General features: G+C 27.2%; 23 protein-coding genes. All 23 read right to left on the bottom strand.

Features of this window, described 5'->3' with window-relative positions; genetic code table 11:
• Window positions 1–33: 33 nt before the first annotated feature.
• Entirely contained in the window at window positions 34–300 is a 267-nt protein-coding gene (gene rpsO / locus HMPREF3181_RS07380; protein WP_068475239.1) for a 30S ribosomal protein S15, read from the bottom strand.
• Window positions 301–485: 185 nt separating this feature from the next.
• Window positions 486–1,022, bottom strand: a complete 537-nt coding sequence (locus HMPREF3181_RS07375; protein ID WP_068475236.1) for a GNAT family N-acetyltransferase — start codon at window positions 1,020–1,022, stop codon at window positions 486–488.
• A 15-nt stretch (window positions 1,023–1,037) separates the two neighbouring features.
• Window positions 1,038–2,267 carry a peptidase U32 family protein gene (locus HMPREF3181_RS07370; RefSeq protein ID WP_068475233.1) on the bottom strand — a complete coding sequence of 410 codons (1,230 nt, stop codon included), beginning with the start codon at window positions 2,265–2,267 and terminating at the stop codon, window positions 1,038–1,040.
• Between the two features lie 64 nt (window positions 2,268–2,331).
• Window positions 2,332–2,970 (bottom strand): O-methyltransferase, encoded by a 639-nt coding sequence (locus HMPREF3181_RS07365; protein WP_068475230.1) that lies wholly within the window; start codon window positions 2,968–2,970, stop codon window positions 2,332–2,334.
• Window positions 2,970–3,293 carry a YlbF/YmcA family competence regulator gene (locus tag HMPREF3181_RS07360; RefSeq protein ID WP_068475228.1) on the bottom strand — a complete coding sequence of 108 codons (324 nt, stop codon included), beginning with the start codon at window positions 3,291–3,293 and terminating at the stop codon, window positions 2,970–2,972. The genes HMPREF3181_RS07365 and HMPREF3181_RS07360 overlap by 1 nt, the downstream gene beginning before the upstream one ends.
• An 8-nt stretch (window positions 3,294–3,301) precedes the next feature.
• Window positions 3,302–4,972 carry a ribonuclease J gene (locus tag HMPREF3181_RS07355; protein WP_082713940.1) on the bottom strand — a complete coding sequence of 557 codons (1,671 nt, stop codon included), beginning with the start codon at window positions 4,970–4,972 and terminating at the stop codon, window positions 3,302–3,304.
• 12 nt (window positions 4,973–4,984) lie between these two features.
• Window positions 4,985–5,428: a Fur family transcriptional regulator gene (locus HMPREF3181_RS07350; RefSeq protein WP_068475222.1), complete on the bottom strand. Its 444-nt coding sequence runs from the start codon at window positions 5,426–5,428 to the stop codon at window positions 4,985–4,987.
• A gap of 14 nt (window positions 5,429–5,442) precedes the next feature.
• On the bottom strand, window positions 5,443–5,688 hold the full coding sequence (locus HMPREF3181_RS07345; protein ID WP_068475219.1) for a DUF1292 domain-containing protein: 246 nt from the start codon (window positions 5,686–5,688) through the stop codon (window positions 5,443–5,445).
• Between the two features lie 10 nt (window positions 5,689–5,698).
• Window positions 5,699–6,124 carry a Holliday junction resolvase RuvX gene (gene ruvX, locus HMPREF3181_RS07340; RefSeq protein ID WP_068475216.1) on the bottom strand — a complete coding sequence of 142 codons (426 nt, stop codon included), beginning with the start codon at window positions 6,122–6,124 and terminating at the stop codon, window positions 5,699–5,701.
• Between the two features lie 52 nt (window positions 6,125–6,176).
• Window positions 6,177–6,428 (bottom strand): IreB family regulatory phosphoprotein, encoded by a 252-nt coding sequence (locus HMPREF3181_RS07335; protein WP_068475212.1) that lies wholly within the window; start codon window positions 6,426–6,428, stop codon window positions 6,177–6,179.
• An 18-nt stretch (window positions 6,429–6,446) separates the two neighbouring features.
• Window positions 6,447–9,053 carry an alanine--tRNA ligase gene (gene alaS / locus HMPREF3181_RS07330; RefSeq protein WP_068475208.1) on the bottom strand — a complete coding sequence of 869 codons (2,607 nt, stop codon included), beginning with the start codon at window positions 9,051–9,053 and terminating at the stop codon, window positions 6,447–6,449.
• Window positions 9,054–9,062: 9 nt separating this feature from the next.
• On the bottom strand, window positions 9,063–10,265 hold the full coding sequence (locus tag HMPREF3181_RS07325; RefSeq protein ID WP_068475206.1) for an AI-2E family transporter: 1,203 nt from the start codon (window positions 10,263–10,265) through the stop codon (window positions 9,063–9,065).
• A gap of 9 nt (window positions 10,266–10,274) precedes the next feature.
• Window positions 10,275–11,411, bottom strand: coding sequence for a cysteine desulfurase family protein (locus tag HMPREF3181_RS07320; protein WP_068475203.1), 1,137 nt, complete (start codon window positions 11,409–11,411; stop codon window positions 10,275–10,277).
• A 120-nt stretch (window positions 11,412–11,531) separates the two neighbouring features.
• On the bottom strand, window positions 11,532–13,103 hold the full coding sequence (locus HMPREF3181_RS07315; RefSeq protein ID WP_068475200.1) for a hypothetical protein: 1,572 nt from the start codon (window positions 13,101–13,103) through the stop codon (window positions 11,532–11,534).
• Window positions 13,104–13,207: 104 nt separating this feature from the next.
• Window positions 13,208–13,852: an HAD family hydrolase gene (locus HMPREF3181_RS07310; protein ID WP_068475198.1), complete on the bottom strand. Its 645-nt coding sequence runs from the start codon at window positions 13,850–13,852 to the stop codon at window positions 13,208–13,210.
• Window positions 13,853–13,860: 8 nt separating this feature from the next.
• Window positions 13,861–14,985, bottom strand: a complete 1,125-nt coding sequence (gene hemW / locus HMPREF3181_RS07625) for a radical SAM family heme chaperone HemW (protein ID WP_082713939.1) — start codon at window positions 14,983–14,985, stop codon at window positions 13,861–13,863.
• A gap of 59 nt (window positions 14,986–15,044) precedes the next feature.
• On the bottom strand, window positions 15,045–16,853 hold the full coding sequence (gene lepA, locus HMPREF3181_RS07300) for a translation elongation factor 4 (RefSeq protein ID WP_068475195.1): 1,809 nt from the start codon (window positions 16,851–16,853) through the stop codon (window positions 15,045–15,047).
• A 3-nt stretch (window positions 16,854–16,856) separates the two neighbouring features.
• Entirely contained in the window at window positions 16,857–17,432 is a 576-nt protein-coding gene (lepB, locus tag HMPREF3181_RS07295; protein ID WP_068475191.1) for a signal peptidase I, read from the bottom strand.
• Between the two features lie 39 nt (window positions 17,433–17,471).
• Entirely contained in the window at window positions 17,472–18,008 is a 537-nt protein-coding gene (locus tag HMPREF3181_RS07290; protein ID WP_068475189.1) for a chromate transporter, read from the bottom strand.
• A gap of 9 nt (window positions 18,009–18,017) precedes the next feature.
• Window positions 18,018–18,539 carry a chromate transporter gene (locus tag HMPREF3181_RS07285; RefSeq protein ID WP_068475187.1) on the bottom strand — a complete coding sequence of 174 codons (522 nt, stop codon included), beginning with the start codon at window positions 18,537–18,539 and terminating at the stop codon, window positions 18,018–18,020.
• Between the two features lies 1 nt (window position 18,540).
• A complete protein-coding gene (prmC, locus tag HMPREF3181_RS07280; RefSeq protein ID WP_068475184.1) occupies window positions 18,541–19,341 on the bottom strand; it encodes a peptide chain release factor N(5)-glutamine methyltransferase in 801 nt (266 codons plus the stop codon).
• 14 nt (window positions 19,342–19,355) lie between these two features.
• Window positions 19,356–19,847 carry a hypothetical protein gene (locus tag HMPREF3181_RS07275; RefSeq protein WP_068475181.1) on the bottom strand — a complete coding sequence of 164 codons (492 nt, stop codon included), beginning with the start codon at window positions 19,845–19,847 and terminating at the stop codon, window positions 19,356–19,358.
• A 409-nt stretch (window positions 19,848–20,256) separates the two neighbouring features.
• Window positions 20,257–21,219, bottom strand: a complete 963-nt coding sequence (locus tag HMPREF3181_RS07270; RefSeq protein ID WP_068475178.1) for a DDE-type integrase/transposase/recombinase — start codon at window positions 21,217–21,219, stop codon at window positions 20,257–20,259.
• Window positions 21,220–21,408: the final 189 nt, after the last annotated feature.

Here is a 21,408-nt window from a genome sequence, read left to right as displayed (position 1 = left end):
AAAATAAAGAGCGAATAAATCGCCCTTTAATAATTATCCTCTTATTTGTAATTTACTAGTTAATTCACGGTATCTTTCGATATCAACGTTATTAAGATATTTTAAAAGACCTTTTCTTTGTCCGATTAATTTGAATAAACCTCTTCTTGTAGCGTGGTCTTTCTTATGTTCTTTTAAGTGTTCTGTTAAGTATTTAATTCTAAATGTTAACAAAGCAATTTGTACTTCTGGAGAACCAGTATCTCCTTCAGCTCTCTTAAATTCATCAATAATTCTTAATTTATCTTCTTTAGTTATCATCTTATAACTACCTCCTAAATATTATTCACCGTAGCATTGTAAAGGTCGGAGTTTCCATAAACAAAGCAACGGTACTTGATAAGTATAACATAAAACGCAACAAAAGTAAACTATTTTTAAAAAATTTTACCGGTTATCATCAATTTTTTATGATAAATTATAAAAATTTATTGAAACTATAATTCTTACTTCTTTAACTGCTTCATCCACTCTTCTTTTAAAATTCCATACTTCATTGAATCATAAAATATATTATTATGGTATCTAACTTTTCTAATTCTTCCTTCAAGTGTCATACCAATTTTCAAGCTACATTTCATCATTCCTATATTTCCACTCCAAGTTGTAAGCCCTATATGTTCTAAATTATCTTCAGTATTAAAAATTTCATCTATCCATAACGAAAGTGCTTTTGAGCCGATTCCTTTATTCCAATAATTTTCATCAAAAATTGCAATTCCTATTTCAAGCCATCTAGTTTTTTCGTTTTCCCAATATTTTGAAACTATTCCTATCAAAACATCATTAAAATATATTCCTTTTACTCTTTCTCCTAAAAAGAATTCAATCTCCTTTGATGAAATAAATTCATCATAAGTTTTAAATTCAAAATCATCAAAATATGGTGCATCATATTCTTTCCATTTAGGTCTTTTACTTGAATATTCTATATTATATAATCGTCTTAATTCATCTCTTTGAATTCTTTTTAGTTTAACCATAAATTTCTCCTAAATTTATTCATCAGATAATTTTTTTCTCATAATATCCCAAGGCTTTACTTCAAATGGCAATGGCATTTTTATAATTTGTTTTGCTCTTGGTGCGACATCAATTTCTTCGTCCTTATCATCATACATTTTTTCTATTTTAAAAGTTTCAAAACCATCTCTTGGACCAAAAAATTCAACTTCATCTCCAACAAAAATTCTATTTCTTTGTTCTATTGTTGCAATTTTTGTTTCCTTATCATAATCTAAAACTAATCCGACAAAATCGTAAGTCCTTATGTATGAGCTTGAATTATAAAGTTGGTCGTTTTCATCAGGTTTTTTATAATAAAATCCTTTTGTAAAATCTCTATGGCTCGCTTTTTTTATTTCAGCTAAAAGCCTGCTTGCCATTTCTTCTGTATAAGTTCCATTTTCTATTGCATCAAGTGCAAGTCTATAACTTCTTATAACCGTTGCAACATAGTATTGAGTCTTTACTCTTCCTTCAATTTTTAAACTATGAACTCCAGCTTTAATTACATCTTCAAGTGAATCCAACATACAAAGGTCTTTACTGTTATATATAAAAGTTCCTTGCTCAGTTTCTTCTATCGGATAATATTCTCCAGGTCTTCTTTCTTCAACCAAATTATATTTCCATCTACAAGCATGAGCACAATCTCCCTTGTTCGCATCTCTACCACACATATAGTTACTTAATAGACATCTTCCAGAATATGAAATACACATAGCCCCATGAACAAATGCCTCAATATCAACATCAGGTACTTCCTTATGAATTAAACTGATTTCTTCTAAAGATAACTCTCTTGCCATTACAATTCTTTTAATTCCTAAATCATGCCAAAATTTTACAGTTCTATAATTTGTTACACTTGCTTGAGTACTCATATGTACTTCAATTTCTTTACTTACCGAACGAACAGCAGTATAAATTCCTGCATCTGCAACGATAAGTGCGTCAACTCCTATATCAACTAACACTTTAACATATTCTTCAAGACCTATCAAATCGTCATTATGAGGAATTATATTCATTGTTATGTATATTTTCTTTCCTCTTTCATGAACAAAATCAGTAGCCTCTTTTAGTTGTTCAACTGTAAAATTTTTAGATGCTTTTCTAAGACCAAAAGATTCTCCGGCAAGATAAACTGCATCTGCTCCATAAATAATTGCCATTTTTAATTTTTCTATATCCCCCGCGGGGGCTAGTAATTCAACATCTTTCATCAATCAATTCTCCTTTAACTATTAAATAGGAATCCAATAAACTGGATTCCTATTAAGATTTAAACTATTTTTTATAACATATAGCCATACCGTCATCTATCGGTACTATCGTAGTTGAAAATTCTTCACTATTAGTAATAATTTTTAAAAATTCTTTCAATCTTCTAACTATTGTATTTTTTCTTCTAACATTATTTTTTTCTTTGGCTACAAGTCCTCTAAACAAAATATTATCAGAAACCAATATTCCACCGGAATTTAATCTTTCAATAGACTTTTCAAAAAAACTTATATATTGACCTTTTGCTGCGTCCATAAAAATCATATCATATTTATCTGTGATGAAATCTAAAGCATCATTAGCATCAGCATATATTGTATCTATATTTTTTTCAAGGCCTGCTTTTTTTATAAACTCCTTAGCCTTTAAAAAGTTTTTTTCATCTATTTCAATAGTCGTTATATTAGACTCTGGATAAGCTCTATTCATAATTATAGATGAATAACCTATTGCCGTTCCAATTTCTAAAATTCTTTTTGGCTTTTTTAACATAACCAAAAATTCTAAAAATCTGGCAACTTCAACCTCTATAATAGGAACTCTATTTTCAAGAGCAAATTCTTCCATTTCGATTAAAATCGGCTCTTTACTCTTTTCTAATCCTCTAATATATTCAGAAACATAATTTGCAACAACTTCCATTATCCTGCGATTGTTTCCTCTAACATTTTTACAATATCATTCATTATAGTTGAAATTCTAACTTCTGCTGCCATAAATTCTGATATTTCTGAATTACTCATTAAGATTTGATTTAAATCATTAAGTTGTTTTTCTCTTTCAGCAACATCTTCTCCATTTTGTTTAGCAACTTGATAGTCATATAATTTCTTGTGAAAATCATCTATAATTTTTTTATTTTCAACATTTTCATCAATTTTTTTCTTTAATCTTATAAATTCTTTAACTTCATCACAATTTTTAAAATCATTTGAAAAAGTTAAAATACTATTATAAATATTCATACTACCTCCTAAAGTTCTGTAATTATAGGAATAATCATCGGTCCTCTCTTAATCTCATGATAAATATAAGAATTCAAATCTTTTCTTATATTATATCTCATAGTACCAATGTCTGTAATAGAATCTTCCTTACAAATATTTAAAGTATTTTCAACAACTTTACTCATTTCAGATACAAGGTTTAAGTTTTCTTTAACGTAAATGAATCCTCTTGAAACAATTTCAGGACCTGAAATAATTTCTTTAGTAGATTTTTCAAGCACAACCATAACAATGATAATGCCATCTTCAGATAAATGCTTTCTATCTCTAAGAACTGCACTTCCGACATCACCAACGCCAAGGCCGTCAACTAAAATGTTTCCTGATTCAACAGTACCGGAAATAAATGCCTCTTGTTTATCATTAAACTCAAAGACAGTTCCGTTTCTTCCTATAAAAATATTTTCTTCAGGCATACCCATTTCAACAGCTAATTTAGCATGTCTTTTCAAATGTCTTGACTCACCATGAACCGGAATAAAGTATTTTGGTTTTACTAAAGTATGAATCAACTTTAATTCTTCTTGACAAGCATGACCTGAAACATGAACATCTGCAAGTGATGAATGTATAACCTTAACACCCATTTCAACAAGACGATTTACAAGACCGAAAAATATTTTTTCATTTCCCGGTATCGGAGATGCTGAAATAATGACTGTATCATTTTCAGTCAAGACAAGCTTTCTATGTTCACCATAAGCCATTCTATTCAATGCACTCATAGGTTCCCCTTGGCTACCTGTCATCAAAAGCACAATTTGTGATTCATCATATTTATTAATATCCTTTAATTCAATTAAAGTTCCTTTTTCTATTTCCAATTTATTAAGCTCTGTCGCAACCTTAATTACATTTACCATAGAACGACCTGAAACGGCAACTTTTCTTTTAAATCTTTCAGCTGCTTTTATAATTTGTTGAACACGATGCAAATTAGATGCAAAAGTTGCAACTATTATTCTACCACTAGCTTTGCTGAAAAGTTCAATAAAAGTTTCTCCAACCGAACTTTCACTCATTGTATATCCGGGTCTTTCAACATTTGTACTATCTGCACATAAAAGCATAACCCCGTCCATACCCCATTGAGCAATACGATGTAAATCCATCTTATCCCCGTCAATAGGTGTATAGTCGATTTTAAAATCTCCTGTAAAAATTATGTTTCCAACAGGAGTTTTAATTCCAAAACTTACACTATCAGGAATACTATGACAAGCTCTTATATACTCAACCGAAAAATGTTTGGTTTTTATAATTTCTCCAGCATTTACAAGTTTTAAATTTTCTTTACTGATATTATGTTCTTGTAATTTACTTTCAACAAGTCCTAAAGTTAATTTAGTTCCATAAACAGGCACATTTATTTTTTTCATTATATATGGTACAGAACCAATATGGTCCTCATGTCCGTGTGTCAAAAAAAGTCCTTTTACCCTATCAATATTTTTCATTAAATAGGTAATATCCGGGATTACAATATCTATTCCGGGCATATCATCATCCGGAAAAGTCATACCACAATCCAAGATAATAATTTCATCGTCATATTCCAAAATAGACATATTTTTCCCTATTTCACCAACGCCTCCTAAGGGTATCAGCTTTAAAGTTTTCTTTTTATTTTTTTGCACTACAATTATCCTCTATTTATTTTCAAGATTTAAACAATCTGAACACTTTCCATAGAATTTTAAATCGTGGTTATTTATTTTAAATTTATATTTTTCTTCGATAACTTGTTCTAAAGTTTCAAGGTAATCCTCCTCAACTTCAATTATCTTTCCACATTGTTTACATAGTAAATGATGGTGTTGATGCTTGTCATCATCTCTTATGATTTCATATCTGTATCTATTATCATCGAAGTCCAATTTGTGAACTATATTCATCTTATCAAAAATAACAAGTGTACGATAAACAGTAGCTATACCTAAATCTTTATCATATTTACTGGCTATCTCATGTAGTTCTTCTGGACTTAAATGATTACCTTTGTTTTCATTTAAAACATTAAAAACAATTTCTCTTTGCTTAGTAATCTTATAGTTATTTTCTACTAATAACTTTTTCATTTCTTTTACTTCCATACTAATTCTCCTTTTTATAAATTTTCTTCTTTTTCTGACTTTAATTCTTCATAAACCTCTATTGCATCTGAAAGCTCTTCGTCGTCTATACCTTCCAGATTAATATTTCCATCTTTATCATATACAATTTTCAAAATATATGTATTAATATCATCTTTTGAATTTAAAACTGCATATTCACTTTCATTCATACCAAAAGTTTCAACTAATTCAAAAATGATTTTTTTCCCATTTTCATCAAATGCCTCAAAACGTTCCAAAATATAACTCCTATTTTCTATCTAAATATGATTGTAAAATATATGTAGCAGCAACTTTATCAATTACTTTTTTTCTGTTTTTTCTACTCATATTTCCTTCTATTAAAATTCTTTCTGCACTAACTGTTGTAAGTCTTTCATCTTGCATAACTATTTCTATTTCAAAGTTGTTATCTTTTAAAAATATCTTCAAATCTTCCACAAAAGATAAAACTTTTTCTCCTTGAGGTCCAACAGTATTATTCATATTTTTAGGAAGTCCAACAACAATTTTAATTATGCTTTCCTTTACAATTATATCCTTTAAAATCTCTAAATCTTTTTCAAGATTTTCTCTAAAAATTGTACTATGCCCACTAGCCATAATAAACAAAGGGTCGCTTATTGCAACACCTATTGTCCTATCGCCAACATCTAGAGCCATATATCTATTCATAAATACCTCTTAAATTTGCAATAAGACCCCGGCAAAAATTGCCGGGAAGTCCTTAATCTTTTATATAACTTTCTAAAAATTCTTCTAGGATTTCATCTCTGCTAACTTGTCTAATTAATCCTCTAGCATTATTATAGCTAGTAATATAAGTTGGGTCACCGGAAAGAATATATCCTATGATTTGACTTTTAGGATTATATCCCTTAGTTTCAAGTGCCAAATACACTACTTTAATAATTTCCTTAATACTTTTCTTTTCACTTGGTATCTCAATTCTCATTGTTTCGTTAAATTCGTTTGACATATAATCCCCTCCTATTTATTAAAATTGAGCTTTTAAAATTTCTTCTGCTTGTTCTAAAGCAAAATCAACTTTACTTAAGTCTTTACCACCGGCTGATGCAATGTCAGGTCTTCCACCACCATTACCACCAACAAGTTTCGCAACTTCTTTAACAATATTTCCTGCATTTATTTTTCTTGCATTCAAATCTTTACTTACTCCAACTGTAAAAGTTAATTTTTCTTGATATACATTAGCAAATACTATTACACTTGTACCCAATTTGTCTCTTAATTTATCAATTAAATCTCTTAAATCATTTTGATTTTCAAATTCTACCTTTTTAGCAATAAAAGAAATCCCTTCAATATCTTTTTTATCAGCTATAAATGAATCTAAACTACTCAAAGTCATTTGAGATTTCATTTCTTTTAATTCTTTTTCTAAAGTTTTTATTTCTTCTGTTAAAGATGAAACTTTATTAACAAGTTCTGATTTTTTACATTTCAATAAGTTTGAAACTTCTTCAACTTGGTTTTCAGTTTTCTTTAAATATTCATAAACATTTCTTCCTGTTGTAGCCTCTATTCTTCTAACTCCGGCAGCAACACTTGATTCTGAAATTATTTTAAACATTTGAATTTCACTAACATTTTTAACATGAGTTCCACCACAAAGTTCTATTGACCAACCACCAAAAGAAACTACTCTTACAACATCTTTATATTTGTCTTCAAAAAGTCCTATTGCTCCCATTTTTGAAGATTCTTCTAAAGACATTTCTTTTATAACTGTTTCAAGATTTAATGCAATTTTATCATTTACAATTTGTTCAACCTTTTTCAAATCTTCTTGACTTATAGCCTCAAAATGAGTAATATCAAATCTTAATTTAGTCGCATCTACCAAAGATCCTGCTTGATTAATATGATTTCCTAAAACTTCAATCAAAGCTTGGTGTAAAAGATGAGTTGCAGAGTGATTTTTCATAATATCACGTCTGTTGTTTATATCTATTTTAAAAGTCAATTCATCATTTAAATTAACTTTTCCTGAAATAACTTCAACACTATGGAAAATACCGTTGTTTTTATTTTTCTTAGTATCTAAAACTTTAATTTTACAATTTTCATTTTCTATGATACCAATATCTCCAACTTGTCCTCCACCTTCACCATAGAAAACAGTTCTATCAGATACTAAAAGTGCTTTATCTCCTTCATTTAAAGCTGAAACTTCTACTTCGTCTTTAAATAATTTTATAACTTTTCCATTACATACATTTTCAGTATATCCTAAAAATTCAGTTGTTTCTAAAGCTTTTAAGTAATCAGTATTTTTTTCACTCCAACCGGCTGAGACATTATTTCTACCTTCTCTTGCTCTAACTTTTTGTTCTTGCATATTTTGATTAAAGGAATCTTCATCAACAGTCATTTTTTGTTCTTCTAAGATTTCCTTTGTTAAATCTAATGGGAATCCATAAGTATCATATAATTTGAATGCTTTATCTCCTGCTAAAACTTTAGAATTATTTGCTTTTTCTTCTTCAATATATGAATTTAAAATTCCGAGTCCTTGTTCTATTGTTTCTTGGAATTTTGATTCTTCTGCATTTAATATCTTAAAAATTCTTTCACTATCTTCTAATAACTCAGGATATTCTGACTTGTATGCATCCATAACAACTTTTGAAACATCGATTAAGAAATTATCTTTAATTCCTAATAATTTTCCATGTCTTGCTGCACGTCTTATAAGTCTTCTTAACACATATCCTCTTTGTTCATTGCTTGGAATTACTCCGTCATAAATCAAGAAAGTCATAGCTCTTGCATGGTCAGCAATTACTCTTATTGAAATATCTGAAACTTCATTTGATTTATATTTAACACCTGAAATCTCTTCAATTTTTTTAATTATTGTATCAACTAAACCAATTTCAAAAATATTATCTTTTTCTTCTAAAACTAAAGTAAGTCTTTCAAGACCCATACCTGTATCAATATTTGGGTGAGCTAATCTTTCATAATTTCCTTCTTTATCTTTATTAAATTGAGTGAAAACTAAATTCCAAATTTCCATAAATCTGTCGTCCGGATTAGTATATTTTTCCCCTCTATCATACATAATTTCAGAACAAGGACCACAAGGACCAACTTCTAATTCCCAAAAATTATCTTCTTTACCAAGTTTTTGAATTTTTTCAGCTGGAAGACCAACTTCATTTCTCCAAATATTATAAGCCTCATCATCTTCTTCATAAACTGTTACAGATAATAAATTTTTATCCATTTCAAGCTTTTCTGTTAAAAATTCCCAAGCCCAAGTTATTGCCTCTCTTTTAAAATAATCTCCAAAAGAGAAATTTCCTAACATTTCGAAAAAAGTTCCATGTCTTTGAGTTTTTCCAACATTGTCAATATCTGCAGTTCTAATACATTTTTGACTTGAAGTAGCTCTGCTTTTGCTCATCTTCTTAACTCCGGTAAAATAATCTTTTAATGGAGCCATTCCTGCATTTATAAGTAATAAACTCTTATCATTATTTGGAATCAAAGGATAGCTCTTTAAACGCAAATGTCCTTTTTCTTCAAAAAAATCTAAATATTCTTTTCTAATTTCATTTAATCCTAATTTTTTCATATATACCTCTTAATTTTCAAATTTATCTTTATACAAATATTTTTTAATGTATAGTTTTGTATGTTTGTAAATTATCTTTACAACGGCAGCTATTGGAACAGAGAAAATCATACCTAAAACTCCAAACATTCCACCACCTAAAATTAATAATATCAAAACTATCAACGGGTGCATACCTGTACTATCTCCAAGTATCTTAGGTCCCAAAATATTATTTTCAACCCATTGAACCAAGCAGAACAAAATAGCAACCCAAAGAGCTGTAAAAGGCCCTTTAAACAAAGCGAGTAATACTGCCGGAACGAAACCTAAAAACGGTCCAATATATGGAATAATATCAGCTATACAAGTTATAATTCCAATTACAAACGAAAACTCTATTCCAAAAACCATTAAGTAAATCATAGTAACAACGCCAACAAATATTGCCATTATAATTCTACCTCTAACGAACATAGATAAAGATTCATCTATTTCTTTCCAAAGTTTAACTAAAAAATGCTCATATTTATCCGGAACTCTTTTTCCTATCGCATCTAAAATTTTATCTTTTTCTAATAATAAATAGAATGTTATTACCGGAATCAAAATAAGTTGAATTACAATAGCTATTAAGCTTGAAATTCCTGCAACAAATCCTGTAATCCAATTAATTGAATTGGAAACCAACACATTTACAACTTTTAAAAGTTGTCCATTTAATCCACTTATCCAGTTATTTATAACAGAATTATCTGTAAACAAACTATTTTTAATACTATCACTATATTCAACAAAATTCTTTACCAAAGCCGGTAAGGACGTAAACAAGTTTTTAAATTGTTTAAATGTACTTGGAAAAATTCCAATTGCCAACACAAAAATGCATGTAGCAATTATTATATAAACAATTACTATTGAATAAACTCTTTTTATATTTTTTCTTTCAAAAACTTTTACAAAAGGATTCAAAATATAAGCAATAACAACAGATGCTAAAAAAGTAATAGAAGTTATCCTTAAAATTGAATATCTTTTAAACAAAAATATCATACCAAGCAAAGCAAATATGTATAATATTATTCTTAACATTTTTAATTTATTAAAACTTATTTTACTATCTTCATCTAATTTTTTATTAGAAAATTTAATGAATACATAAATACCAAAAACTAATAAAACAGCCACTAAAAACTTTATAGTTATATTTAAAATCAAATTAAAATCTAACATATTCACCCCTTAATTAAACAATTCCTTCAAAGATGAAATAAAAATATCTATCTCTTCGAATGTGTTACTTTCTCCAAAACTAACTCTAACTGCACTCTCCTTTAATGAATCAAGTAATTTCATAGAATCTAAAACATGTGAGTTTCCAACAGAACCACTACTACAAGCTGAACCACTGGAAATACAAATCCCATTAAAATCCATACTCATAATTAACATTTCTTTATCCATACCCACAAAAGAAATATTTACATTACCGGAATGTCTATTTTCAAGTGAACCATTTATTTTTGCAAAATCAAAATTTTCTTTAACTTTTTTCAAAAAATAGTCTCTTAGCTCCAATCGCTTAGAAACATTAACTCCCCTATTTTTTCTTAAAATATCTATCGCTTTTGAAAATCCTACAATACCAGCAACATTTTCCGTTCCTGCACGTCTTGAGCGTTCTTGAGAACCTCCAAAAATAAAATTCTCTATATCTATTCCCGACTTTATATACAAAGCTCCAATTCCTTTTGGTGCATGAATCTTATGGCCTGAAATAGAAAGCAAATCTACATTCAAATCCTTTACATCAATTTCAATTTCAGATAAAGCCTGAACTGCATCAGTATGAAATAAAATATTAGGATTTTTTTCTTTAACCATTCTACAAATTTCTTTTATATCTTGAATAGTTCCAACTTCATTATTTATATACATTACAGAAACTAAAATCGTATCATCTCTTATAGCATCAACAACATCATTTACATATATAAAACCCAATTCATTAGGACTAATATAAGTAACTTCAAAGCCCATTTTTTCTAAAAATTTTGCACTTTCCAAGACAGCTGAATGTTCAAAAGCTGTCGTAACTATATGTCCACTCTTTTTACCTTTAAATAAAGTTGCACCGACAAGAGCCCAATTATCAGATTCAGTACCTCCTGATGTAAAAAATAATTCATTTTTATTAGCATTTATGTAACTGGCAATATTTTCTCTTGACTTTTCAATCGCAACCCTAGACTTTTGTGAAAATTCATAAACAGAAGAAGGATTAGAATAATTTAAAAGCAAAAATTCTTTCATAGAATTAAAAACTTCTTCATTTAAACTTGTAGTCGCAGAATTATCAAAATAAATAACATTATTCATATACACAAATCTCCATCTTTAAAATAAAATATACTACTATAATTATACTCTAATATCCCACAAAATACAAGAAAATAAAACAAAAAATAAAGTTAGAACAAACTAACTTTATTTTAAATATTACTCCATTTTAAATTTTAAAAACTCAATAAATTTATCGATATCATTAAAAGATTTTTCGTATTTTTTTATATTTTCATCTTCTATCAAATTCATATCAATTTCAACTTTTTCATTTTCTTTTTTCAATACTGCAAAATATTCATCTTTAGAAATACATAATTCATCACTTAATCTAAAAATAAAATCTTCTTTTTCGTCATAATTTTGTACATCATTTTTTTCTATAAAAATATAATCTGAATTGTTAAAGTCAATTTCTTCTATTTTATTTTTTAAATTATTTTTCATGATATTTTTTAATACATTATCTTCTTTACAATAAAAAATCACCTGTATTCCATTAGATTCCAAAAAATTCAATAATTTTTTAAAATTTTCAATATTTATTAAAGTTTTATGATATTCAATAAAAACAACTTCTAAATATTTTTTATCTTCTTCGTCTAGATTATTTGATATACAAATCCTCTTTATATTATGTTTTTTAAATAAAGATTCATAATCATCAAATAATCTATTTAATAATTTTAGATAATTTCTATTATCAATATAGATTGAAAACAATAAAACAAAAAACATAAAGATTAATATAAAAATAAAAAATAATTCTATATTATTATTAATAGTATTATCATTACTTATATTAGAAGACATTGTATTTTTTAAAATATAAGAAATTTTTTCAAAATTAACAGATTTTAAAAATGGTGTAAAAAAAGATAGAATAGGAGGAATTAATTGATATTTATTAAAAATATATTCCTTTTTAGAAACTAAGTATATTTCTCTAGATAAATCATCTTTTGTTTTAAATTTTTTCAAAATCTTTTTTTCAATTTTTTTTAACATGCTATGATTTTCAAAAATACTACATCCATAATTAAATCCCTTAATTTGTTTTATTTCATAATATAATCCCAAGTAGTCAATTTTATTCCATTTTTTAAAAGGCTTCTTTAAATTTTGTATCTTTAAATATAGTTCTAAATAAATTATAAATTCAGTAACACTAATCATAGTAACTAAGACTACTAAATAATAAATCAATCTAATATCTTCTTCAATATATATCGAAATAAAAATACTTATAAATAACACAAGCCTAAAGATATTTCCAAATAGAGAACCAAATGAAATTTCAGAACGATATAAACTAACTATTTTCAATATCTTATATCTATTTAACAAATATGTTGGTAAAACTAAAAGTATGAGAATAATCGATATCATAAAAAATTCTTTTAAAGAATATTCTACTATGTTAGAAAATTTATATTTTTTATAAAATCTATATATATCAATATACATAATTAAAATGCTCAAAATCAATGGTATATAGGCACCTACTATTCTACTTATTTTTTCACAGGATTCAGCACTTAAAAACACAAAAAACAAAACTATAATTATAATAATAATCGAAATAAAATTGATAATAGACTCTTCAAAAACAAAAATAATTAATGAATAAAATGCTAAAAAAATATAAACTATATTTACTCCTAATTTATAAATTATATCTTCAATATTTTTTATATTATTTCTAATTTTAAAAAAATTTTCTTCCATAATACACTCCTTTCTTGTTTTTATATCTAATATACTAATATTATACCATATTTTGAAATAAAAAAATAAAGCTAGACTATTCCAACTTTATTTTAATAAAATTATTAAATTTCTCCTCTCAAAAACTCTAAAACTTCTCCTAAATTATCAAAAACATAATCTGCTTTTGTTTGATTTTGTCCAAAGCGTTTATCTTTTATTGCAATGACTTTTATATTTGCATTTTTTCCTGATTGTATTCCCATTGTTGAATCTTCAATAACAAAACAATCACTTTGAGAAACTTCTAAAACTTCACAAGCCTTTAGGTAAATGTCAGGGTTTGGTTTACTTTCTTTTACTTCATCGCCACTTATGATGAAATCAAAGTAATCAAAGATTTCACATTCTTTTAATGCTTTTTCTATCGTTCTTTTAGGACTTGATGAGCAAAGTGCAGTTTTGATTTTATTTTCTTTTAAAAAACTTAAAATTTCTTTTACAAAAGGATTTAAAATTTTTTTATAATTAATCGGATTTTCTGAAAAATATTTTTTATTTTCTTCATCAATTTCTTCAATAGTCAATCTTCCGTCAAGCATTTCATAAAGCAAACTGTAAGTGCCTTTCATATCTGTCCCAATTAATTTGTAAGTATCTTCAAGTTTTCCTTTAAAGCCTCTTTTAGTAATCCAGTCAAATGTTCCTTCCATATAAAACATTTCCGAATCAATTAAAACCCCGTCCATATCAAAAAGTACAGCTTTCATAATTCCTCCTAACAAATATCAACAAAAAAACTATCCATTATATCAAAGCCTTTTTTTGTAAAGTAAATTCTATCTTCTTTTATTTCTACAACATCGTTTTTTATTGCATTTTCAACAACTTTTTTATTATCTTCTAAAAAACTTACATTAAAAAGTTTATTATAATCAGAAATCAAAAAACCCTCTTTCAAACGCATATTCATTATAATATATTCAAATTTCTTTGTAGCCATATCCAAATTTTCCGAAAAATCTATTGGAATATTTCCATTTTCCAATTCTTTTATATATTTCGAAAGATTTACAGTATTTGAAAATCGCACATCTTCAAAGTATGAATGTGAAGATACTCCCATTCCCAAATATTCTTTACAATTCCAATATTTTTTATTGTGAACAGACTCTTTTTGCTCTTTAGAAAAATTTGAAACTTCATATTGTTTAAGTCCAATTTTTTCTAAATTTTCAACTATTAAATGATACATTTTTCTTTCAATATCTTCATCTAAAAAGTTTAATTTCCCTGCATTTTGCAATGCTTTAAATTTAGTTTTTTCTTCGATAATCAAAGAATAGTAAGAAATATGCTCAGGATTAATCTTTTTTACCATTTCCAAATCATATAAAATATCTTCTACACTTTGCTTTTGATAACCGAAAATTAAGTCTAAATTTATATCAAAATCAAATTTTCTAACCAATTCAATACTTTCAAAAACTTCTTTTGAATTGTGATTTCTTCCAAGCTCTTTTAAAATTTTATCGTTAAAGCTCTGTACTCCTATGGATAATCTATTTATCCCGGCTTTTTTATAAAATTCCAATTTTTTTTCATCAAAGGTCTTTGGATTTGTTTCAATCGAAATTTCAATATCTTCTAAAACTGTAAAATTCTCTCTAACTTCTTCTAAAATTTCAAAAATATATTTTCCATCAATAAAACTTGGAGTTCCTCCTCCGATAAAAATTGAATCAATAAAAAAATTTTTATTTCCTTTTAACTGAATTTCTTTTTTTAAAGCATTCACATATTCTAAAATTTTAGAATTTGCTCCTTGAAATGCAGTAAAATCACAATAATTGCAAATTTTATCACAAAAAGGAATGTGAATGTATAGTCCTAATCTTTTCATTTTTCTCCCATTAAACAAAAAGCCTATTTAATAATAGGCTTGTAATTTAAAATAATATATTATTTTTCGTCATATTTTAATACTGCTAAAAATGCTTGTTGTGGTACTTCTACGCTACCGATTTGTTGCATTTTCTTTTTACCTTCTTTTTGTTTTTCAAGCAATTTTCTCTTTCTTGAAATATCTCCACCATAACATTTTGCAAGAACGTCTTTTCTCAATGCTCTTACAGTTTCTCTTGCGATTACCTTTGAACCTATTGACGCTTGGATAGGTACTGCAAATTGGTGTCTTGGAATTTCATCTTTTAATCTTTCAACGATATTTCTTGCCCTATCATAAGATTTTTCACGATGAACAATTATTGAAAAGGCATCTACCAAATCTCCATTGATTAAGATATCCAACTTCGCAAGGTCTGAACGTTGATAACCTTTCAATTCATAGTCAAGTGATGCATATCCCTTTGTCTTTGATTTTAAAGCATCAAAAAAGTCATAAATAACTTCATTCAATGGCAAAATATATCTAAGACTAACTCTATGTTGGTCAAGGTATTCCATATTTTCAAAAATTCCTCTCTTATTTTGACACAAGTCCATAATAGTTCCAACATAATCTTTTGGAGTCATAATATTAGCCTCAACTATTGGCTCTTCCATATATTCTATTTCTGTTTCTTTTGGTAAATTACTTGGATTTTGAATTTCTAAAATCTCTCCAGTTTTTTTAGCAACTTTATAAATTACAGACGGAGCAGTAGTGATGATATTCAAATCAAATTCTCTATCAAGTCTTTCTTGAATAATCTCCATGTGTAAAAGTCCTAAGAAACCACATCTAAAACCAAAACCTAAAGCAACTGAACTTTCAGGTTCAAAAGATAATGACGCATCATTTACTTGTAATTTCTCTAATGCCTCTCTTACACTGTTAAAATCTTCTCCCTCTGCCGGATAAATTCCACAGTAAACCATAGGAACAACTTTTTTATATCCAGGTAATGCACTTTCAGTCATATTTTCAAAGTCAGTGATTGTATCCCCAACCCTTGCATCTTTTACATTTTTTATACTCGCAACTACATAACCAACATCTCCGGCTTTAAGCTCTCCCGTTTGAACATTTCCGGACGCAGTATAACCAACTTCAGTAACTTCAAATTTACCTTTTGTTGCCATCATATAGATTGTCATTCCCTCTTTTAAAGTTCCCTCAACCACACGAACATACGAAACAACGCCCTTATATGAATCATAATATGAGTCAAAAATAAGTGCTTTGAGAGGCGCATTTTCATCTCCGGTTGGTGCAGGAACATTATTTACAATATCTTCTAAAACGTCCTCTATATTAAGACCCTCTTTTGCTGAAACTAGAGGAATTCCGTCAGTATCAAAGCCTGTAATTTCTTCGATTTCTTCCTTTACTTCGTCAATTCTGGCTGACGGTAAATCTATTTTATTTATAACAGGTAAAATCTCTAAGTCTTGTTCCAAAGCTAAATAAACATTCCCTAAAGTTTGTGCCTCAACACCTTGTGTAGCATCGACAACCAAAATCGCCCCTTCACAAGCGGCAAGACTTCTTGAAACTTCATAGGTAAAGTCAACATGTCCTGGAGTATCTATAAGATTTAACATATATGTTTCACCGTCTTTAGCCTTGTAGAAAAGTTTTACAGCTTTTAGCTTTATGGTAATTCCTCTTTCTCTTTCAAGGTCCATGCTATCTAAAACCTGTTCTTCCATTTCTCTTTTAGTCATCATTCCAGTTTTTTCTATCAATCTATCTGCAAGTGTAGATTTCCCATGATCTATATGTGCAATTATCGAAAAATTTCTAATATTACTCTGCTCTATTTTCATAAATTATTTTAGCCCCCCAAAATTATTAAACGGATAATATCTAAGTACAATTTTACCTACAATATCACTTCTCGGTATAGTTCCCAAATCTCTACCATCTCTACTATTTGACCTGTTATCTCCCAAAACAAAAACATGCCCTTTAGGAACAACCCATTTTGTATTTTCATTATGTGGAGTCGTAACATTCGTGCTTACATAATTTTCTTCCAACATTTCTCCGTTCAAATAAACTCTATCTTTAATTATCTCAACAGTATCTCCTTCAACTCCTATAACCCTCTTTAGATAATATTTTTTTGCACTTGGAACATAAAAATCAATAATATCCCCACGAGTTATATTTTTTTTCATAAAAAATAGCTTATTAACCATAAGTCTATCTCCATGATTTACGGTTGGATTCATACTTCTACCATCTACAATTGTACTTGTAACAACAAAGGTTTTAATTCCAAAACTTATTAAAAGTGCTAAAATTATAACTTTCGCATAATCTAAAAAAATCTTAAAATAATTTTTTTCGTCTTTTTTCTTTATATTAATTTCTTGTTCTTCTTCATATCTATCATCAATCATAATTTTCCCTCCAAATACAATATTATTTTACCATATTTTTTAATGTCTATCCACTAAAAACTTACAATAAAATACATAACCGAATCCACCTAAAAATATAATGATAAATGGACTCACTTTAAAATAACTAACCAAAAGCACAACTATTGCACTAATTATATAATGACTTCCTTTTAACTTTGTTTTTCTTCCAAGTATAAAAACTGCCGATGCCAAAACTCCAACTAAAGCCGGTTTTACCGCAACAAAAAATTTGCTAACATAGTAATTCGCACTCATGCTTTTAAAAAAAACTGAAATTATAATAATAGACAAAAACGCTGGCAATATTGAACAGAATAGACAAAGCAACGCTCCTGCAAAGCCTCTAATCTTATATCCGACTATAACACTTATATTACAGCCCAAAACCCCGGGAACACTTTGTGCTATACCTAATGCGTCTAAAAACTCTTCCTCTGTTAAAAATTTATGTTTTTCAACAACTTCTTTATTTATAACCGGAATCATAGCAGCTCCACCACCAACTGTGAGGGTGCTTAAATATAAAAATATTTTAAATAATTTAAACAACATAATAAACTCCTAAACTAACCACATTCCAATAAATCCGGTCAAAAATATCGCTATTATTGGGTGCAATTTTTTAAAGGTAGATAAATAAAAAATAATTCCAAAAGTTATAATTGAATATACAGTATAAAAATCTGCATCTATAACTGAAATACAACTTGATGCTATAAGACCGATTACAACAGGTCTTATGCCTATAAAAAAGTTTTTTATATGTATATTATCTTTAAACTTTTTCATAAAAAATACAATTAAAGTTATCAAAATAAAACTTGGAAGAACAACTGCAAAAGTTGTAATCAATGAACCTAAAACACCATTACCAACATTATAACCAACAAAAGTTGCAAGGTTTATCGCTATGGGTCCGGGAGTTATTTGTGAAATTGTAACAAAATTTATAAAATCAGGCATTTCAATCCAACCATATTTATCTACAACAAGAGATATAATTAGTGGAATCATAGCATATCCACCACCAAAGTTATATGCTCCTATAAAAAAGAAAACCAAAAATAAACTAATTAAAACCATTTTATCCTCTCTTAGCTATCAAAATTCTATCGAAACCTGCAAAATCTTTTTTAGCAACTAAAATCTTAAATCCTTTTTCAATCAACATTTCAGAAATAACTTCCATTTGATTATATCCGATTTCAAAAGCCAAAACACCCATTTCAGATAAATATTCTAAAGAATTTCCAATTATTTCTCTGTAAAAAAATAATCCGTCTTTACCACCATATAAAGCATTTTGAGGCTCAAAAGACAATTCTCTTTCTAAAGTTTTCATCTCAGCCTCATCAATGTATGGAGGATTTGAAACTATAATGTCAAAATCTTTTTCTTTAACATTTGAAAAAATATCACTTTCAAAAAAATTTACATTTTTCAAATGCAATTTCTCTTTATTTTTATTTGATAGATTTACAGCTTTTTCACTTATATCTATTCCGTAAATAGTGGAATTTTCTAAATTACTCGCCAAAGAAAGACTTATAGCACCCGTTCCACAGCCAATATCCAAAATTTTATCCTTTTTACAGTCCAAATTCAAAATTTCATCAACTAAAATTTCTGTTTCAAATCTTGGAATTAAAGCAGATTCATCAACAAATAATTCAAGTCCATAAAATTCCCAATTTCCAAAAATATATTGCAATGGATAATGCACTTTTCTTTTTTCAATTATATCTAAAAAACTATCATATATATCATCAATACAAAATTGTAAATCAAGTTTTAATTCTATCAAACTTTTTTTAAGCAAAAATTCTAAAATCAACCAATTTTCATTTGTATCTCCATATTTTTCAATTAATTCTTTTATATTCATAACTATCTCCAAACCTAACTAATCTTTGAAAATAAATCATATATAAAACTATAAAAATCTTCGGTAACAGTAACTAAAAATGCAGATTCATTATATTTCAAAATCGCAGTTCTATCCTCAGCAGACAGTGAAATACTAACATTATTGTTATTGCTCTCAAAAGCAATATTCAAATCCTCCGTACCCATATTAAGACTTGGATTAGAAACAAATTTACCAAACTCAACTTTTGAAATAATATCGTCCATTAACTTTTTATCTTCAATTATGTATTTTTTTTCATTTCCAGCTTTAATAATTTTTATTTTATTTAATTCTTGAGAAGATAAATATTTTTTTTCAATTTTTAATACATCTTTTTTATTAACATCAACAACAATATAATATTTATCTCTTTCTTTTTGTATTCTTCCGGCCTCAACACTTGACTGATAAAAAATTATTCCTAAACCAAAAATTTCTATAATTGACGTTAGAATAATTGCAAACTTAATATTTTTTTTCATAAAACACTCCCAATGAATTTATAAGACAACATCTTAAAATCACAATAATCGTTCATTATTATTTGAACATATTTCCATTTTGATAAATTTAAAAAGGTAAATATGATGAAATAAATATTCTTTTACACAAGAATCGTAAACTCATATTTATTTTAACATATTTTACAATAAAAATAAATTAAAAACCATATAAAAAGGAGTGAATAATGTAGGTCAACAATAGATGTGAAAAATAGAATATAAGATTTTTTGTTGAATTGATAATTTCAACTCAAATTATAGACAGTATCTAGATTTATAAGAAAAATAATTTTCTAAATACTTTAATGTGATTTAAAATAGATACAGATATACAAATAATATATCTTAAAAAAATTAAAACGAATTGTAAATAATAAATTATTATATTTTAAGTTGCAATTTGCAAAATTAATTGCTTTCTTTTTTCAATAGGTGTAAGAAAACCCAACGGTTTCATTGGTATTCTATTTGACCTATATAAATACTTCTTCATTTGATAAATCAAATCTTCATAAGAATAAAATTTTAAATCCTTATAAAATCTTTGATTATCATTTCTGTGGCTTCGTTCAACCTTTCCGTTGTGTCGAGGTGTTCTAGGACGAATAAGTTGATGCTCTATATTATAATAAAAACAAAGTCTATCAAGAGGGTGTATTTTATCTGTCTTTCTAAAATGTGTAAATTCTGAACCATTGTCTGTTTGAATAATTTTTGGTTTATATCCAAAATACCTAATAGCCATTTTTACGAATTGAATTGTTGAAAAACTAGATTTTTCTTTAAAAGCATAAATAAACCTTTCTCTAGTAGCTTCGTCAATCATTGTGTATTGATAAAACTTTTCAGGAATTTCTCCAACATAACAAGTTTTAGGCACATACTTTACATCTAGTTGCCATTTAATTCCTAACATACTTGGTGTATCATATTTTTTAGGTATATATTTCTCTTTTTCTTTTTTTGTGTTATAAGTAGAAACCCTTAAACCTAGCTTTTTTACAACCCTATATAACGAGTTAATATGTCGTTTATATCCTTTTTTTGTTTTTAATTTAACATATAATTCAATAATTGACATATTGGGATTTCTTCTAAGATAATCTTTTATATGTTTAATTTCTTTTTCAGTATGAGAATTAGGATGTTTAGATAAAGGTTTATGAGATTTATCCTTAAGGGATTCAATAGAGCCATCAAATCTTTTATTCCAACGCATCAATGATGAAACTGAAATTTTATATTTTCGACAAACATATGAAACATCACCACAATTTCTATATGTCTTACAAGCATAATATCTTGTATTTAAAGTGTGCGGTAAATATCTAATTTTTAAATCTAAACTCATATTTATAAAACTCCCCATAATATAAAATTTAATATAAGATATTATACTATAAAATTTATATAATGTAAACTCAAAAAATATGTATTTTTAATGCTTTTAAGAATTTAACAACAATTTATTTACTAAATATATTATACCGCTTTTTAATTTGTTTGTTAGCACTTTTTATAAAAAATTTTCATTAAAATT

The organism is Parvimonas sp. KA00067, from assembly GCF_001553085.1.
GTDB lineage: Bacteria > Bacillota > Clostridia > Tissierellales > Peptoniphilaceae > Parvimonas > Parvimonas parva.
Note: the sequence above shows the minus strand (reverse complement) of the source record. Positions and strands in the feature narration are given on the sequence as shown.